At 73.9% G+C, this 16,682-nt stretch carries 15 protein-coding genes; 4 read left to right on the top strand and 11 right to left on the bottom strand.

Going from position 1 to position 16,682, the window contains the following annotated elements; genetic code table 11:
• Positions 1–92: 92 nt before the first annotated feature.
• From ACQVFL_RS16450 to ACQVFL_RS16440, 3 genes are read right to left on the bottom strand one after another with little or no spacing between them, the layout of a single operon-like run.
• The gene (locus ACQVFL_RS16450; RefSeq protein WP_431726895.1) at positions 93–1,559 is read right to left on the bottom strand and encodes an FAD-dependent oxidoreductase; all 1,467 of its coding nucleotides are present in this window, start codon (positions 1,557–1,559) and stop codon (positions 93–95) included.
• The gene (locus ACQVFL_RS16445) at positions 1,556–1,825 is read right to left on the bottom strand and encodes a (2Fe-2S)-binding protein (protein WP_431726894.1); all 270 of its coding nucleotides are present in this window, start codon (positions 1,823–1,825) and stop codon (positions 1,556–1,558) included. Before ACQVFL_RS16445 ends, ACQVFL_RS16450 begins: the two co-directional genes overlap by 4 nt.
• Positions 1,822–2,997 carry an NAD(P)/FAD-dependent oxidoreductase gene (locus tag ACQVFL_RS16440; RefSeq protein ID WP_431726893.1) on the bottom strand — a complete coding sequence of 392 codons (1,176 nt, stop codon included), beginning with the start codon at positions 2,995–2,997 and terminating at the stop codon, positions 1,822–1,824. Before ACQVFL_RS16440 ends, ACQVFL_RS16445 begins: the two co-directional genes overlap by 4 nt.
• 173 nt (positions 2,998–3,170) lie before the next feature.
• Here ACQVFL_RS16440 and ACQVFL_RS16435 point away from each other — a divergent pair, with 173 nt between their 5' ends.
• From ACQVFL_RS16435 to ACQVFL_RS16420, 4 genes are read left to right on the top strand one after another with little or no spacing between them, the layout of a single operon-like run.
• Complete coding sequence (locus tag ACQVFL_RS16435; RefSeq protein WP_396698445.1) at positions 3,171–4,031, top strand: dihydrodipicolinate synthase family protein; 861 nt, start codon at positions 3,171–3,173, stop codon at positions 4,029–4,031.
• A 19-nt stretch (positions 4,032–4,050) separates the two neighbouring features.
• A complete protein-coding gene (locus tag ACQVFL_RS16430) occupies positions 4,051–5,061 on the top strand; it encodes a proline racemase family protein (RefSeq protein ID WP_396698447.1) in 1,011 nt (336 codons plus the stop codon).
• 17 nt (positions 5,062–5,078) lie between these two features.
• Positions 5,079–5,270 (top strand): aldehyde dehydrogenase family protein, encoded by a 192-nt coding sequence (locus tag ACQVFL_RS16425; RefSeq protein WP_431726892.1) that lies wholly within the window; start codon positions 5,079–5,081, stop codon positions 5,268–5,270.
• Positions 5,267–5,947, top strand: coding sequence for a GntR family transcriptional regulator (locus tag ACQVFL_RS16420; RefSeq protein ID WP_431726891.1), 681 nt, complete (start codon positions 5,267–5,269; stop codon positions 5,945–5,947). Before ACQVFL_RS16425 ends, ACQVFL_RS16420 begins: the two co-directional genes overlap by 4 nt.
• Positions 5,948–6,005: 58 nt before the next feature.
• On the opposite strand, the gene ACQVFL_RS16415 is transcribed toward ACQVFL_RS16420, so the two are convergent.
• From ACQVFL_RS16415 to ACQVFL_RS16380, 8 genes are all read right to left on the bottom strand, one after another.
• The gene (locus ACQVFL_RS16415; RefSeq protein ID WP_431726890.1) at positions 6,006–7,748 is read right to left on the bottom strand and encodes an ABC transporter ATP-binding protein; all 1,743 of its coding nucleotides are present in this window, start codon (positions 7,746–7,748) and stop codon (positions 6,006–6,008) included.
• Positions 7,745–9,427 carry an ABC transporter ATP-binding protein gene (locus ACQVFL_RS16410; RefSeq protein WP_431726889.1) on the bottom strand — a complete coding sequence of 561 codons (1,683 nt, stop codon included), beginning with the start codon at positions 9,425–9,427 and terminating at the stop codon, positions 7,745–7,747. Before ACQVFL_RS16410 ends, ACQVFL_RS16415 begins: the two co-directional genes overlap by 4 nt.
• A 139-nt stretch (positions 9,428–9,566) precedes the next feature.
• Positions 9,567–10,484 carry an ROK family protein gene (locus ACQVFL_RS16405; protein ID WP_396698457.1) on the bottom strand — a complete coding sequence of 306 codons (918 nt, stop codon included), beginning with the start codon at positions 10,482–10,484 and terminating at the stop codon, positions 9,567–9,569.
• Positions 10,481–11,941, bottom strand: coding sequence for an argininosuccinate lyase (locus ACQVFL_RS16400; protein WP_431726888.1), 1,461 nt, complete (start codon positions 11,939–11,941; stop codon positions 10,481–10,483). The genes ACQVFL_RS16405 and ACQVFL_RS16400 overlap by 4 nt, the downstream gene beginning before the upstream one ends.
• A gap of 64 nt (positions 11,942–12,005) precedes the next feature.
• Entirely contained in the window at positions 12,006–12,953 is a 948-nt protein-coding gene (locus ACQVFL_RS16395; protein WP_396698461.1) for an amidohydrolase family protein, read from the bottom strand.
• A gap of 2 nt (positions 12,954–12,955) precedes the next feature.
• On the bottom strand, positions 12,956–13,819 hold the full coding sequence (locus ACQVFL_RS16390; protein ID WP_431726887.1) for a creatininase family protein: 864 nt from the start codon (positions 13,817–13,819) through the stop codon (positions 12,956–12,958).
• Positions 13,816–15,603, bottom strand: a complete 1,788-nt coding sequence (locus tag ACQVFL_RS16385; protein ID WP_431726886.1) for an ABC transporter permease — start codon at positions 15,601–15,603, stop codon at positions 13,816–13,818. Before ACQVFL_RS16385 ends, ACQVFL_RS16390 begins: the two co-directional genes overlap by 4 nt.
• On the bottom strand, positions 15,600–16,673 hold the full coding sequence (locus ACQVFL_RS16380; RefSeq protein ID WP_431726885.1) for an ABC transporter ATP-binding protein: 1,074 nt from the start codon (positions 16,671–16,673) through the stop codon (positions 15,600–15,602). The genes ACQVFL_RS16385 and ACQVFL_RS16380 overlap by 4 nt, the downstream gene beginning before the upstream one ends.
• Positions 16,674–16,682: the final 9 nt, after the last annotated feature.

The following is a 16,682-nucleotide window of genomic DNA, read 5'->3' as shown; positions in this document are numbered from 1 at the left end:
AAGTGCGGACTCCGACACCTGCGGGAAACGAGGTGATGTTAGCGCTCACACGCCCGGTCAACTGGGGTTCCGGGCACTGTGGAGACGCCCTCTCAGCCGTGGTCGACGTCGGATCCGTCGTCCTCGGACGCGGCCAGCCACCCCAGCGACAGCGGCGCGGCGATCGGTCGTTCCGCGAAGGCGCGCAGGTCCGCCTCGGTGACCGCCCGGCCGGCGAACCGGGCGGTCAGGCAGGCGGTGGCGAACCCGCACACCCGGCCCTGGCACCACCCCATCCCGGGCCGGGCCAGCAGCTTGACGGTACGGGCCTCGGTGGCGCCCAACCCGGTCACGGCCTGCCGGATCTCGCCCGCGCCGACCTCCTCGCACCGGCAGACCACGGTCTCGTCGGCACACCGCGCGAGCACGTCGGCGGGGACCGGGTAGGCCCGGTGCAGCGCGGCGGCGAACCGGCGCAGGGCGCGGCGTCGCCGACGTGCCACCCGGTCGCCGGGCGGCGCCGCGAGGTCGAGCGAGCCCGCTGCCGAGGCACCGGCGATCCGGCCCTCCACGGTCGCCAGGTCGGCACCGCCGACACCGGTGACCTCACCGGCCGCCCACACCCCGGGCACGCTCGTGGTCTGATCCTCGTCGACGGAGAGCACCAGGCTCTGGTCGACGTCGACCCGGGTCGCGCAGCCGAGTTGAAGCGCCAGGTCGAGCTGCGGCGTGAACCCCCAGCCGACGGCCAGCACGTCGCAGTCGATCCGTCGCTCGGTGCCGGGGCTGATCCGCCCGTCCCGGGTGCGCCGGCCGACGACCACACCGGTCAGCCGGTCCGTGCCGGTGGCCCGCAGCACCACGTGCCGGTGCCGGACCGGCACCCGGTGCCGCAACAGCCGGACGGCGTACCCGGCGGCCTCGCCGACCTTTCCGGCCGCGCCGAGCAACGCCGGGGGATGCCGGGTCAGGGCGAGCGGACCGTTCGCCTCCAGCACCGCCGCCACCCGCGCGCCGTACCGGGCCAGACCGTCGGCGACCGGCAGCAGGAACGGGCCGGTGCCAGCCACCACCACCCGCCGTCCGGGCACCACGAGGTGGCCCTTGAGCAGGGCCTGCGCCCCGCCCGCGGTGAGCACGCCGGGCAGGTCCCAGCCGGGGAAGGGCAGTTGCCGGTCGTACGCGCCGGTGGCGAGCACCAGTCGGCGGGCGGACACGGTGACCGGGCCGGGGGTGCCGTGCTGTCGGGGCTCGGCGCCCACCAGGCAGCGCAGCGCCCAGCCGTCGTCCTCCGGCGTGACCGACCAGACGTGGTGCCCGGCCAGCCGCACGACCCGACCCGCGTCGGCCAGCGCGGCGAGACGACCCACCGTGGAGGTGAACCGCGTCCAGCCGTGGTGCAGGGTGGCCGCCCGGAACCGGCCGGTGCCGGGAGCGGGGGAGCGCCAGTACTGCCCGCCGGGGCGTACGCCCGCGTCGACGATCGCCACCCGGGCCCCGGCCTCGGCCGCGGCCAGCGCGGCGGCCAGTCCCGCCGGCCCGGCCCCGACCACCGCCACGTCCGCCTCTGTGCCCGTCATCGGCCGGTGCCCCGCTGGGTGCGGACGTCGTCGCCGGGCGTGGCCGGCACCAGGCAGGCCCGCAGCGACGGTTGTCCGTTGACGGTCACCAGGCAGTCGAAGCAGATCCCGATGCCGCAGAACAGCCCCCGGGGTCGCCCGCCGACGCGGGTGTCCCGCCAGGACAGCACCCCGGCGGCGGTGAGGGCGGCACCGACGGTCCAGCCGTCGCGGCAGGGCACCGGCGTGCCGTCGAAGAGGATCTCGAACTCGTCGGAACGGCTCACCGGGACACCTCCGGGTCGAACCGGTCCGGCCGGAACGGAGTCAGGTCCAGCTCGGGCGGGGTGCCGAGCAGGGTCTGCGTGACCAGACGCGCGGTGCCCGGGGCCAGACCGATCCCGGCGCCCTCGTGACCGCAGGCGTGGTGCAGCCCGGGTGCGCGCGGATCCGGGCCGATCACCGGCAGGTGGTCGGGACAGTACGGCCGGAAGCCCCGGTACGCGCGGATCACCGCGACGTCGCGCAGCACCGGGAAGAGGCGGACCGCACCGGCGGCGAGCTGCCGCAGGGCCGGGATCGAGACGCTCCGGTCGAAACCGACGCGTTCCCGGCTGGCGCCGATGAGCACGGTGCCGGCCCGGGTGCCCTCGACCACCGTGGACGTCCGCAGCGCGGCCGAGTCGCTGGCCACGTCGGCGACGTAGTCGGCGAGGTACACCTTGTGCCGGATCAGCGCCGGGAGCGGCTCGGTCACCAGGATGTAGCCGCGTCGGGGCGCGATCGGCAGCGCGACACCGGCCAGCGCGGCGACCTGACCGGCCCAGGAGCCGGCGGCGTTGAGCACGGCGGCGGCGGGGAGGTCGCGTCGGGGCGTTCGCACGCCGACCACCCGTGGACCGTCGCGCAGCAGGCCGGTGACCGGCTCGTGCGGCAGCACGGTGACGCCGTCGTGGCGGGCCAGCCGCAGCAGGTGGGCGGCGGCGAGCATCGGCTGCACCTGCATGTCCTGCGGGTAGCGGTAGCCGCCGGTGAGGTCGTCGCCCAGGTGCGGTTCGTGTTCCCGCAGTCGGTCCCGGTCGACCGCGACCGCCTCGACACCGAGGTCGCGTTGTCGCGTGGCGAGCCGGGCCAGGCCGTCCAGGGACGCCCGGTCGGTGGCGACCACCAGCCCGCCCTTGGCCTCCATCTCCACCAGCTCACCGAAGGTCGTGTCCTGCACCGGCAGGTCGGCCAGGGCGCGCCACTGCCGGTGCGAGTGCAGCGCGAGGTCGAGTTCCGGGCCCGGCTCCTTGTCGGAGACGAGGATGTTCCCCTCGCCCGCCCCGGTGGTGCCGCCGACGATCGGTCCACTGTCGACGACGGTGACCGACATGCCCGCCCGGCTCGCGTGGTGTGCGCAGGCCGCGCCGACGATGCCCGCGCCCACCACGACCAGGTCCACCGCTCCGCTACGCACGCGACCACCGGAGGGATCGGCCGGTGCCGCAGGGGCGGGGCGCAGGCATGGCACCTCCGACGTCGAGGGCTGGAGGGTGGTGGGACGCCGTTGTAGTGTGTGACATTGTACTGGCCGAACCGGATAGGAGCACCCCGATGCCCCCTCGGTCCAGACCATGGCACGGTGTCCTGGTGGCCACCACGGTGCCGCTCGACGAGCGACTCGCGGTCGACGTCGACCGGTACGCCGCGCACGTCCGCTGGCTCGCCGACGAGGGCTGCGACGGGGTCGTGCCGAACGGCTCGCTCGGCGAGTACCAGACCCTCACCCCCGAGGAGCGCAGCACGCTGGTCCGGGTCGCGGTCGACGCGGCACCCGACGGCTTCACCGTGATGCCCGGCATCTCCGCGTACGGCGCGATCGAGGCGCGGCGGTGGGCCGAGGACGCCGCCGAGGCCGGCTGCGCGGCGGTGATGCTGCTGCCGCCGAACGCCTACCGGGCCGACGAGCGGGCCGTGGTCGCGCACTACCGCGAGGTCGCCAGGGTCGGCGTGCCGGTGGTGGCGTACAACAACCCGATCGACACCAAGGTCGACCTCACCCCGGAGTTGCTCGCCCGGCTGCACGGCGAGGGCCTGATCGTCGGCGTCAAGGAGTTCACCGGCGACGTGCGCCGCGCCTACCGGCTCGCCGAGGCGGCACCCGACCTGGACCTGATCGTCGGCGCCGACGACGTCACCCTGGAACTCGCGGTGGCCGGTGCGCCCGGCTGGATCGCCGGGTACGTCAACGCGCTGCCCCGGGTCTGCGTCCGGCTGTTCGACGCGGCGGCCGACGGTGACCTGGCCACCGCGCTGCCGCTCTACCGCACGCTGCACCCGTTGCTGCGCTGGGACTCCCGGACCGAGTTCGTGCAGGCGATCAAGCTCTCGATGGACCTCGTCGGGCGCTACGGTGGGCCGTGCCGCCCGCCGCGGGTGCCCCTCACGCCGGAACAGGAGCGCATCGTCCGGGAGGCCACCGAGAGGGCGGTGGCGGCCGTCGGCCGGTGACCGGAAGGGCGGTAGGGCGATGCGCAGCACCCGGGTGTTCCACGCGGTCGACTCGCACACCGAGGGCATGCCGACGCGGGTGATCACCGGCGGGATCGGTGTGGTCCCCGGCGACTCGATGGCGCAGCGGCGGCGGCACTTCGTCGCGCACCTCGACCACCTCCGCACCCTGCTGATGTGCGAGCCGCGTGGACACGCCGCGATGAGCGGGGCGATCCTGCAACCGCCCACCCGGCCCGACGCCGACTGGGGCGTGCTCTTCATCGAGGTCAGCGGCTGCCTGCCGATGTGCGGGCACGGCACCATCGGGGTCGCCACCGTGCTGGTGGAGACCGGCATGGTGACCGTCACCGAGCCGGTCACCGCGATCCGGCTCGACACCCCGGCCGGGCTGGTGACGGTCGACGTGGCGGTCCGCGACGGGCACGCCGAGTCGGTGACCCTGCGCAACGTACCCGCCTTCGTGTCGGAGCTGGACGCCACGGTCGACGTGCCCGGGTACGGACCGGTCACCCTCGACCTCGCCTTCGGCGGCAACTTCTACGCCGTCGTCGACCTCGACCGGCTCGGCATCGCCTTCACGCCCACCGACCCGCAGGCCCGGCAGCGGATGCTCGACGCCGGGCTGGCCGTCATGGACGCGGTCACCGACCAGCTCCGACCGGTGCATCCGGAGGACCCGACGATCGCCGGCTGCCACCACGTCTACCTCGCCGCACCGGGCTCGGACGCCCGGCACTCGCGGCACGCCATGGCCATCCACCCCGGCTGGTTCGACCGCTCGCCCTGCGGCACCGGCACCTCCGCGCGGATGGCCCAACTGCACGCCCGGGGCGAGCTGGCGCTGGGCGCCGACTTCGTCAACGAGTCGCTGATCGGCAGCCGTTTCGTCGGCAGGCTGCTGGAGCGCACCACCGTGGCCGGTCGACCGGCCGTGGTCCCGACGGTCACCGGCCGCGCCTGGATCACCGGCACCGCCCAGTACCTCCTCGACCCCACCGACCCGTTCCCCGCCGGCTTCCAGCTCTGACCAGCACCGGAGTTCTCATGTCCGTCGTCGTGTCCGCCTGCCCCCAGCGTCCCGAGGACGTCGTCGTCTCGCTGCCCGCCGCGACCGCCGAGGACGTCGGCACGGCCGCCGAGGCGGCCCGCGCCGCGCAGTCCGGCTGGGCGGCGGCACCACCCGCCGGGCGGTCGGCGGCGCTGCACGCCGCCGCCGAGAAGGAGACGTGGTGGTGACGGACGCCCTGGAGTTGCCGGCGCTGGGGGCGCGTACGAGCCTGCGCGGGCAGGTCGCGCACGCCCTGCGGGCCGCGCTGGTGGCCGGCCGGATGCGCCCCGGCGAGGTCTACTCCGCACCGACGCTCGCCGCGCGACTCGGCGTCTCCGCCACACCGGTCCGCGAGGCGATGCTCGACCTGGTCAAGGAGGGCCTGGTCGAGACCGTGCGGAACAAGGGTTTCCGGGTCACCGAACTGTCCGACCGGGAACTCGACAACCTGACCGAGATCCGGCGGTTGATCGAGGTGCCGACCACCCTGCGGGTGATCGGCGTGGCCACCGCCGAGGACGTCGCGCGGCTGCGGCCGGTCGCCCACCGGATCGTCGAGGTCGCCGAGCGCCGGGACCTGATCGCCTACATCGAGCACGACCGCCGGTTCCACCTGGAACTGCTCGCGCTGGCCGGCAACAGCCATCTGGTCTCGCTCGTCGGTGAGCTGCGGGCGAGGTCGCGGCTGTTCGGCCTGGCCCGGCTCGCCGAGACCGGGGAACTGGTGCCGTCCGCCCGCGAGCACGTCGAGATGCTCGACCTGATCGAGGCGGGCGACCGGGTCGGCCTGGAACGGCTGATGCGCGTGCACATCGGCCACGTACGCGGCCGGTGGGCCGGTCGGGCGGAACCGGCCGCCGACTGACCGCCCCCGCCGGACGACCCTGACCTTCGCCGGACGACCCTGACCGGCGGCCGTACGGTCAGCGTTGCCAGGCGGCCCAGAGTTCGGCGTACCGGCCGCCCGCGGCGACGAGTTCCGCCGGGGTGCCCAGCTCGACGATCCGCCCGTGTGCCATCACCGCGATCCGGTCACAGCTCTGCGCCTGGGTGAGCCGGTGCGCGACCACCACCGCGGTGCGTCCCCGCACCAGGGCGGCACTGGCCAGCTCCAGTTGCCGGGCCCCGGCACTGCCCGCCTCGGCACTCGCCTCGTCCAGCACCACGATCGGCGGGTCGAGCAACGCGACCCGGGCCAGCGCCACCTGTTGCGCCTGCCCCGGGGTGACCGGGTGCTCGCCCTCGCCGACCCGGGTGTGCAGCCCCTCCGGCAGGGCGGCGACCCAGTGGTCGGCACCGACCAGCCGCAGCGCGTCCCACATCTGCTCCTCGGCCGCGTGCGGCACCGCCAACCGCAGGTCGTCGGCGAGAGTGCCGGCGAAGACGTGCACCTCCTGGGTGACGACGCCGACGGTACGACGCAGTTCCACCGGATCGAGGTCGGCGATCGGCCGCCCGCCGAGCAGCACCTCGCCCTCGGCGGCCGGGAACACCCCGCCGAGGATGGCCGCCAGCGTCGTCTTGCCCGCACCGCTCTCGCCGACCACGGCCAGTGACTCGCCCTCGGCGATCTCCACCGACACGTCGTGCACGACGGTGGGCCCGCCGGGGTAGCGGTGCCCGATCGACTTCGCGCCGATCCCGCCCGCCGGCCGGTCCCCGGCACGCGGGCGCGACGCCGGGACGTCGAGTCCGGTGATGCCGACCAGCCGGGCGAGCGCGGCACCGGCCGACTGGACGTCGTTGAACGAGATCAGCAGCATGCCGAGCGGGCCGAAGAGGCGGTGGAACAGCAGCGCGGCGGCGGTGACGTCACCCACGCTGCTCTCGCCCGCGCGGACCAGCAGGAAGCCGGTCAGCAGCACGGCGGTGAGGCCGATCGCCTCCGCGTAGTTCATCATGTTCGCGAACCACAGGAATCCGCGTACCGCCCGCAGCCGGGCGGTGACCGCCTTGCGTGACGCCCCGTCCACCCGCTGGCCCTGCCGCTGTGCCATGCCGTAGGCGTGCACCGTCCGGGCACCGGTGAACGTGGTCAGCAGGCTCTGCGTCCGCTCCGCCGCCGCCTCGCGCTCGGCGGCGTAGAGCCGCTTCGCCTGGGGCACGAACCGGCGCAGGCTGAGCACGTGCACCGGGAAGACGACCAGGAACGCGAGCGCGATCCGCCAGTCCAGGGTGGCGAAACCGGCGAACGTGATGACGACGGTGACCAGGGCGGTGAAGATCCCGGCGGCCAGCCGCACCGAGTCGGTGACCTGTTCCACGTCGTCGGTGACCCGGGCGGCGACGTCGCCGGAGCCGGCGCTCTCCAACCGGGCCGAGTCCATCCGCAGGGCCCGGTCGAGCACCTCCTCCCGCAGGTCGGCGCAGGCCCGCATGCCCCACTCGGTGACCAGCCACCGGGACACGCCGGTCAGCACCGCGGCCAGCAGGCCGATGCCGAGGATCCAGGCCGAGGTCACCAGCAGCGCGTCGACGGTGCCGCCCGCGACGACCAGGTCGACCAGGCGACCGAGCAGGATCGGCACCACCACGGCCGCACCGCTGGCCGCGACGGATGTCAGGACCGACGCCCAGGCCAGCAGCGGATAGCGGCGCAGGTTGCGCCAGAAGGTGGCCAGGGTCTCCCGGCCGGAGGCGACCGGCAGCATCGTCGTCGCGCTCATCGCAGGACCACCTCGGCGTACGCGGACTGGGTGAGCAGGTCCCGGTGCGATCCGACGGCGGCCACCCGCCCGGCGTCGAGGAAGACGACGCGGTCACACCGGTCGAGCAGGGGAGCGCTGGTGGTGACCAGCACGGTGGCGCGTTCGTCCCCGGACCGGCGGGAGCGGATCCCCTCGGCGATGGCGTGCTCGGTGACCGCGTCGACCGCCGTCGTCGGATCGCGGAACACGGTGACCGGCCGGTCCGCGAGCAGCGCCCGGGCCAGGGCGATCCGCTGCCGTTGCCCGCCGGAGAGGTTCAGCCCGTGGTCGAGCAGTTCACGGTCCAGGCCGGTGCCGCCCTCGGCGAGCAGGTCGTCGACGGAGGCCGCCGCCATGCTCTGCCGCAGTGCCGCGTCGTCCCGGTCGTCCCCGCTCTGCAGCACCTCGCGCAGGGTGCCGCCGAACAGGTCGACCGCGTGCGGCTCGACGAGCACCACCTGCCGCAGCGAGGCGACGTCGAGGTCGCCGAACGGTGTGCCGGCCAGGGTCACCTTGCCCCGCTCCGGTGCCCGTGCCCCGGCCAGCAGGTCGGTGACGTCGTCGGCGGTGGTGGTCTGCCCGGTGACCACTCCGAGCACCTCCCCGGGACGCACCTCGAGAGTGGCACCGTCCAGGCCCGGGGTGTGCACCTCGGCGAGGACCAGCGGGCCGGGCTGCGCCGCCCGTACGCCGGAGGCGGCACGCTCGGGCGCGGCCAGCACCTCGGCGACCCGGGTCGCGCTGGCCCGCGCGGTGGCCAGCCGGAAGACGCAGTCGGCCAGGTTCAGCACCGGGTCGGTGATGAACGCGGCCAGGCCGACGATGGTGATGAGCTGCCCGACCGTGATCCGCCCCTCCAGGGCGAACCAACCGGCCAGGGCGGCCACGACGGTGATCAGCAGGCCGGTGGTGAAGGTCGACACGCCGACGAACGCGGCACCGGCCTTGACCGCGCCGACGTTGGCGCGCAGCGAGGTGCGGCTGGCGCTGCGGTAACGCCGCGACGCCTCGTCGACGCCGCCGAACCCGCGCAGCGGTCGTAGCCCGCGCAGCAGGTCCGACGCGGTCGCGGCAGCCCGGCCGATGGCCTGCTGCTGCGCCGAGGTGTGGCGTTCCACTACCGGCCCGAGCGCGTGCAGGCCGAGCACCAGCACCGGGATGCCGATGACCAGCCCGAGCCCGAGCGTCCAGTCGATCCGCAGCAGGACGATCGTGGAGACGACCAACCCGAGCAGCGCGGAGACCACCCGGCTGCCCAGCTCCAGTGAGTCGGCGGCGGCCTGGGTGTCGGTGGTGGCGATGGAGAGCAGCTCACCGCTCTGCCGACCGGTGCGGATGCCCTGCCCGCCCAGCAGGCGCCGGACCACACGCATCCGCAGCAGGTGCGACTCCTCGGTCACCGCCTTGGACAGGAACCAGAACCCGGACCGCCAGCCCATGGTCAACGCGGTGAACAACGCGAAGATCCCGAGGACGGACCAGATCATCGCCGAGGTGGACCCGGTGCTCACCGCCTGGTCGATGACCAGGCCGATGGCCACCGGGACCAGTGCCTCGCACACCTGGTGCAGCGACCAGAAGGCGGTGCAGAGCGCGGTGTCCCGGCGCTGCCGCCAGAACATCTCGCCGAACAACCGGCCGGTCGGGCTGATCCGCACGGTCACCTCACCCGCCGTCGGTCGGTGCGGCGGACCTCCGCCGTCGGCTGTGCCATCTCGCCTCACTCTCCACAAGTTAGGTTAGGCTAACCTGTGGTTGTGGCTCGACGCCATCCGGTAGCGGGTGTCGTCCCGGCGGTCAGCCGGTGACCACCACCGCTTCCCGCGCGAGCGTGACCGCGCCCAGCAGGGCGGCGTCGTCGGCGAACCGGGACAGTACCACCTCCGGCCGGTGCGGCAGCACCTCGGTGAGCCGGTCGACGAGCAGTTCCCGGATCAGCGCGCTGCCGGCCACCCCGCCGACCAGCACCACCCGCTGCGGGTCCAGCAGCAGGCAACTCGTCACCAGGTGCCGGGCCAACTCGTCGAGCCGGGCGGTCAACGCCCGCCGTTCCGGCCCGGGGCGTCCGGCCGCCTCGGTGAGAGCCGCCGCGCCGCCGACCAGTCCCAGTTCGGCGGCGAGCCCGTCCAGGGCCCGGCCGGAGAAGTCCAGCTCCAGCATGGTGCCCGGCCACGGGCCGCCGGAGACCGCGTACCCGATCTCACCGGCCGCGCCCCGGTGGCCGGAGACCACCGCGCCGCCGACCGTGATCGCCGCGGCAACCCCGGTGCCCAACCCCAGCACCAGGCCCGGGTCGGCGTCGCGCAGCGCACCGAGCCGCAGTTCGGCCAGGGCGGCGGCGTTGAGGTCGTTGTCCACCGCCACCTCGGTCACGCCGAGCGCCTCCCGGACCGCGTCGGCCAGCCGCAGTCCCTCCCAGCCGGGGACGTTCGGCGCCAGCTCGATGCCGTCCGGCCGGATCACCCCGGGCGAGGCCACCCCGGCGGCCAGCAGCGGGCCGCCCACCTCGGCCACCAACCGGGCGGCCAGGTGCAACGCCCGTTCCAGCGCCTGCGGCGCACTGCGCTCGGCGTACGTGGGGACCCGCTCCCGGGCCACCAGCCGGCCCCGCCGGTCGGCCACCCCGACGGCCATCTTGGTCCCGCCGAAGTCGATGCCGAGCAGCAGCCCGTCGGTGTGCGCGCCCGCCTCGGGCCGCGCCAGTTGCACGCTCATCGGGCCGCCAGTTCGGCGGCGACCGCGTCCAGCGTTGCGTCGGCCCGGTCGAGTCGGTCGCGGACCGCCGCCAGCCGTGCCCGTGCCGCGTCGAAGCCGCTCCGCAGCGTCGACACCTGGGCGCGCACCGCGTCGCTGCCCGGCCCGTCGGCTTGGGCGCGGCCCAGCACCAGCTCCGGTCGGACGGCGGCGGCGATCAGGTCGTCCACGGCGGCGTCAGCGAGCCCGCCGGGCACCAGCCCCTCGGCGGCGGCCCGCACCTCGTCGGCGGTCCAGCCCTGCGGATCACCACCGCGCACCAGTCGACCCACCACCGAGTGCGCGGCCCGGAACGGCACACCGTGCCGGGTCAGGGCGTCGGCGGCGGCGGTCGTGGTGGCCCCGGAGGCGACGATCTCGGCCGCCGACGGCGGCGTCAACGGCGCGATCTCGGCGAGGAAGCCGCCGAGCAGGGCGAAGAAGCGGTCCGCCCGGTCGTTGCTCTCCCAGAGCCGCACCTGCACGTCGGTGGTGGCGTTGTTCGAGTCCTCCCACCAGGCCGCGCCCACGTTGTTCAGCACCGAGGCGGCGTCGGCGGCGGCCTGCCCGGCGTACGAGACCAGGTGTTCCAGCACCACCGGGTTGCGCTTCTGCGGCATGATGCTGCTGCCCTGGGTGAAGTCACCCGGCGTGGTCACCCACTGCCAGCTCAGCCAGTCCATCAGGGTACGGGCCAGCCGTGCCCCGGTGGCCAGCGCCTGGGCGTTGAGGGTGCCGACCCGCACCAGGTGGTCGGCGCCGGCCACCGCCTCGTACGAGTTGGTCACCAGGGCGGCGAAACCGAGCAGCTCGGCCACCCGGGCGGGGGAGATGTCCAGGTCGGTGCCGGCGAACGCGCAGGACCCCAACGGGGAGACGTTGAGCGCCTCGATCAGGTCGGCGTAGGCGACCGCCTCCCCGGCCAGCGCCTCGGCGTACCCGGCCAGGGCGTGCCCGATGGTGGTCGGCTGGGCCGGACGCCGGTGGGTGTAACCGGTGATCACCACGTCCGCGTACCGGTCCGCGGCGTCCAGCGCGACCGTCCCGGCGTCCAGCACCCGGTCGAGCACCCCGGCCACCTGGTCGCGCAGCAGCATCCGGAACACCCCGGCGTCGAGGTCGTTGCGGCTGCGCGCCATCTGCACGTCCAGCTCCGAGGTGGGCACCCCGCAGGCCGCCGCGAGGCGCTTCTCCACCAGGTAGTACGTGTCCTCGAAGGTGCCGTCGAAGGGCGGCGTGTCGGCCTGGTCGGCGCGCAGCTCGGCCAGTCCGCGCAGCAACCGGGCGCCCCGCTCGGCGGGGACCAGTCCCTGCTCGGTCAGCATCACCACGTGTGCCTGGCTGGCCCGCACCATCGCCGGGAAGAGGTGCCCGACGTGGTGGTCGTAGGTGGGGCGCAGGTGGTGCCGCTGGTAGGTGGTCAGCGCGGGTGTGCTCATGACGGAGTTCCTTATTCCTCTCCAGGCCGGGCCGGCGTGGTGGCCGTCCCGGACGGTCGGCCGGTCAGTCGTCGAGGCCGAGCAGGCGCTCGGCGTTACCGGCGAAGATCGCACGCAGGTGCTCGTCGGGCAGGCCCAGTTCCCGGCAGATGCGGAGCTGGTCGTCGAGGTAGCGGGTGACGTACCCGCGCGGGAACCACGACGAGTCGCTGCCGAACACGATCCGCTGCGGGCCGATGGTCTCGTAGCAGCGCCGGAACAGGTCCTCCAGCGTCAGCTTGTACGGCATCCAGCGCACCCACTGGTTGGAGCCGGAGGTGTCGACGTGCACGTTCGGGCAGCCCCAGGCGGTGAAGAGCAGCTCCTGCACGTACTGCACGCCGAAGTGCGGCACCACCACCGGCAGCTCCGGGAACCGGCGGGCCATCCGGGCCAGTTCCTCCGGGCCGCCGTGCCGGCCGAAGGTGAGGCCACCGGCGCTGCCGTAGTGCCCGATGTGGATCAGCACCGGCACACCGAGTCGCTGCGCGGTGCCCCAGAGCGGATCGAGGTCCGGCCCGTCGAGCGGTCCGCGCAGCAACGGCGCGAACAGCTTCAACCCGCGCAGGCCGCGTTCGGTGACCGCCCGTTCCAGCTCGGCGGCGGCGTCCGGCGCGTACGGGTCGTGGTGGGCGAAGCCCAGCAGCAGGTCCGGGTGCCGGTCGACCACGTCGGCCACCGCGTCGTTGCCGCCGCCGGTGACGAACACCGCCCGGCGTACGCCGACCCGGCGCAACTCGTCGGCCCAGCGGTCGGCCTCGTCCGGCCAGTGCGCGGCGGGCGGCTCCGGCTCCGGGAACGACCACGCCTGTCGCCAGGCCCGCGCGTACGGGGCGGAGGCGGCGGCGCGGGCGGCCCGCTCGGACGCCCCGCCGGGATGCATCCCGGCGGCCTCCTCGCAGGCGTGGACCGTCTCGTCGGCGCCGATGCGGAAGTGCAGGTGGAAGTCGACGACGTCCAGTCCCCGGTCCACGGTCACCCCTCCTCCCCGGACAGCGGATCACCGGACGGCGGCGGATCGGTCGGCAGCGGATCGGCGGTGGGCGGCGCGGGTGGCGGCGCGGCGACCCAGGCGGCCACGATCTCCCGCAGCCGGGCACCGGCGAGGTGCCGGACCCGTTCGCCGCGCGCCACGTCGGCCAGCGAGATGTGCCCGGACCAGCCCTGCCACGGGTCGGGCCGGGACTCCACCAGCACGTACGGGTGCGCCACCGGCAGCTTCGGCTTCGGCGGCAGGTCCTCGACCGCGTCCAGGCGTACCGCGTCGGGGTCGAAACCGAGCACGCCGGAGGTCTCGTACGCCCCGCCGTGCCCACGCGCGGGCAGCTCGCCGTAGAGCTGGGTGGTCTCCGCCGGGGTGACCAACTGGAACCAGTTGACCAGCAGCAGGCTGGCCTGGCGGCGGCCGGAGACCCACTCCATCGCGGCCCGGACGGTGGACATGTTGGCGTCGTGCCCGTTGACGATCAGCAGCCGGGGGAAACCGGCGGCGACGATCCCCTCGATCACGTCGGCCAGGTAGCCGACCGCGATCTCCGGGCGGATCGCCACCGTCCCCGGCCAGGGGCGGGTCTGCCCCGGGCAGGCCGCGTACGGCACGGCGGGGAAGAGCACCCCGCGCGGACCGTCGCCGCTCGCGCCGCTCTCGGCGGCGAACCCCTCGGCCAGGATCAGGTCGGTGCCCAGCGGCAGGTGCGGGCCGTGCCATTCGACCGCGCCGACCGGCAGCACCGCGAAGTCCGCGGCGGCGGCCACCGCCGCCAGTTCGCCACCGGGCACCCGGCCGACCGGCAGCAGGCCGGACTCCGGCCAGCTCACCGTCACCTCGGTGTGCGTCACGCCGTCCACTTCGCCGCCTCCCGGGACGCCGACCGGCCGCTCTGCAACCGACCGGAGACCACCATCACCACGAAGATCAGCGCCACCTGGAGCATGCCGTACGCGGCGGCGGTGCCGACCTCGAACGAGTACATCCGATTGTTGATCTCGACTGAGATCGGTGCCGTCTGCGACGTGTAGATCAGCACCGAGGCGACGAACTCGCCGACGCCGTTGACGAAGGCCAGCAGCGCCCCGGCCGCCACCCCGGGGACCATCAGCCGCAGGGTGACCGTGCCGAACGCCCGCCACCACGAGGCGCCCAGGTTGCGGGCCGCCTCCTCCAGCGAGGGGTCGATCTGCGCCAGCGTGGCCGAACTGGACCGGAACACCAGCGGCAGGAACCGCACGAAGTACGCCAGCGGCATGATCCAGAAGGTGCCGATCAGCACCTGCCCGAAGCTGAACGCGTTGCCGGTGCTGAACGCCGAGATCAGGTTGATCGCCACCACCGTGCCGGGCAGCGCCCACGCCAGCATGACCGCCACGTCCAGCAGCGCCCGGCCCCGGAAGTCCAACCGCCGCACCGCGTACGCGATGAGCACGCCGACCACCACGCACGCGACCGTGGCGATCAGGCTCATCTGCAACGAGTTGAGGATCGGCTGGAACGCCCTCGGGTCGGAGAAGATGGTGACGAAGTTCTGCCAGGTGTACGCCGACGGGATCACCTCGGTCGTCCACGAGCCGTCCTCGGAGAACGCCACCAGCCCGATCGTGCCCACCGGCGCCAGCAGCACCACCGTGGCCAGGATCGAGGCGGCCAACGCGGCCCACTTGCCGAACGGGTTGGTGATCTCCCGCCGGTGCGCGGCGACACCCTTGGACTGCGAGCGGTAGCTGCGCCGCCCCTCGTACCAGCGCATACCGAGCAGGAACAGGATCGACACCACCGCCAGCACCGAGGCGTACGTGGAGGCCATCGGCAGGTCGCCGTTGGTGCGGTTGATGTAGATCTGCATGGTCATCGTGCGGTCCACCCCGAACAGCAGCGGAGCGGTGTACGACGCCAGCGAGGTCATGAACACCAGCAGCGACGCCGAGACCAGCGCCGGGGTGAGCATCGGCAGCAGCACGGTACGCCACACCCGGACCCGACCGGCGCCCAGGTTGTACGCGGCCTCCTCCACCGACGGGTCCATCCCGGCCAGCGCGGCCGAGGCGGCGAGATAGAAGAACGGGTACATGGTGAAGGTGTGCACCACCAGCACACCGGCGATACCGGTGAACGGCAGCACCGGGCTCTCGGTGCCGAACAACTGCTGGAGCCCGCGCGGCAGGATGCCGGTCTCGCTGTAGAGCAACTGGAACGAGATGGCGCCGATCAGCGGCGGCAACGCGGCCGGCACCAGGATGATCGCCTCGATCAACCGGCGGCCGGGGAACTGGAAGCGCTTGAGCAGGAACGCCATCGCCACGCCGACGATCCCGCAGAGCAGCACGCTGGCCGCCGAGATGCCCAACGAGGTGAGCAGCGACGAGCGGGCCACGCCCTCGCCGCGCAGGAACTCGGTGTAGTTGGCCACCCCGTCCACCCCGACGCTCTCGGCGAAGGTGGCGAACATCGGCTGGACCACGTATCCGAACAGGATCAGCGCCAGCGGGAACACCAGCGCGTACGGGAACCAGCGGGAGCTGGCGCCACCGGCGAAGCGTCCGCCCAGCCGGGGACGACGACCGCCTCCGGCCGGGGTCGGGTCCTCGGTGATCGGCGGGACGGTGGCGGCGCTGGGTGCGGCCGTCACGGGTGCACCACCCACATGCGCTCCCGGTTGAGCCGCAGCCCGATCTGGTCGCCGACGGCGATGCCGGACGGCACGTCGATGGCGGCCACCTGCACCGACTCACCGGCCACCTCGACCACCAGGTTGGTGGCCATGCCGGTGAACTCCAGCTCGGTCACCCGGCCGGGCAGTGCGCCCGCCTCGGTGGCCGAGGTGAGGCCGATGTGCTCCGGGCGTACCGACACCAGCGCGGCCTCGCCGGGCCGCAGGCCGTGCCCGACCGGCGCGGCCACCGCGATCTCGGTGCCGTCCGGGCGGCCGACGGTGACCGTCTCGTCGGTGACCGCCGTGACCGGCAGCGACAGCACGTTGCTGCGGCCGATGAACCGGGCCACGAAGGCGTTGGTCGGCCGGTGGTAGATCTCCTGCGGGGCGCCGATCTGCTGCACCCGGCCGGACTCCATCACCGCGATCCGGTCCGACATCGCCATCGCCTCGGCCTGGTCGTGGGTGACGTAGATGGCGGTGGTGCCGCTCTCCTTCTGGATGCGGCGGATCTCGGTGCGGGTTTCCTCGCGCAGCTTCGCGTCGAGGTTGGACAGCGGCTCGTCGAGCAGCAGCGTACGCGGCCGGATGACCAGTGCCCGGGCCAACGCCACGCGCTGCTGCTGACCGCCGGAGAGCTGGTCGATGCGCCGCTCGCCGTACCCGCCCAGGTGCACCTCGCCCAGCGCCTCCTCGACACGTCGCCGGGACTCGGCCCGCCCGACCTTGCGGATCTTCAGCCCGTACGCGACGTTCTGCGCCACCGACATGTGCGGGAACAGTGCGTAGTTCTGGAACACCATGCCGGTGTCGCGTTTGTTCGGCGGGCGACGGGTGACGTCCTCGGTGCCGAAGCGGATCCGGCCGGAGGTCGGGAAGTAAAACCCGGCCACCATGCGCAGGGTGGTGGTCTTGCCGCAGCCGCTCGGGCCGAGCAGGGTGAAGAACTCACCGGCGGCGATGCTGATGTCGACGTCGTCGACGGCCGCGGTGTCGCCGGCGCGGGCGAATCGCTTGCTCACCGACTCCAGCGTGACATCGATCATGATGTCCTC

The organism is Verrucosispora sp. TAA-831, assembly GCF_050780145.1.
Classification (GTDB): Bacteria; Actinomycetota; Actinomycetes; order Mycobacteriales; family Micromonosporaceae; genus Micromonospora.
Note: the sequence above shows the minus strand (reverse complement) of the source record. Positions and strands in the feature narration are given on the sequence as shown.

What these genes read in the sequence shown, in the direction of transcription:
- ACQVFL_RS16450 (WP_431726895.1), bottom strand. Translation starts at nt 1,559, where the DNA reads ATGACGGGCACAGAGGCGGACGTGGCGGTGGTCGGGGCCGGGCCGGCG.
- ACQVFL_RS16430 (WP_396698447.1), top strand. Translation starts at nt 4,051, where the DNA reads ATGCGCAGCACCCGGGTGTTCCACGCGGTCGACTCGCACACCGAGGGC.
- ACQVFL_RS16425 (WP_431726892.1), top strand. Translation starts at nt 5,079, where the DNA reads ATGTCCGTCGTCGTGTCCGCCTGCCCCCAGCGTCCCGAGGACGTCGTC.
- ACQVFL_RS16415 (WP_431726890.1), bottom strand. Translation starts at nt 7,748, where the DNA reads ATGAGCGCGACGACGATGCTGCCGGTCGCCTCCGGCCGGGAGACCCTG.
- ACQVFL_RS16405 (WP_396698457.1), bottom strand. Translation starts at nt 10,484, where the DNA reads ATGAGCGTGCAACTGGCGCGGCCCGAGGCGGGCGCGCACACCGACGGG.
- ACQVFL_RS16400 (WP_431726888.1), bottom strand. Translation starts at nt 11,941, where the DNA reads ATGAGCACACCCGCGCTGACCACCTACCAGCGGCACCACCTGCGCCCC.
- ACQVFL_RS16380 (WP_431726885.1), bottom strand. Translation starts at nt 16,673, where the DNA reads ATGATCGATGTCACGCTGGAGTCGGTGAGCAAGCGATTCGCCCGCGCC.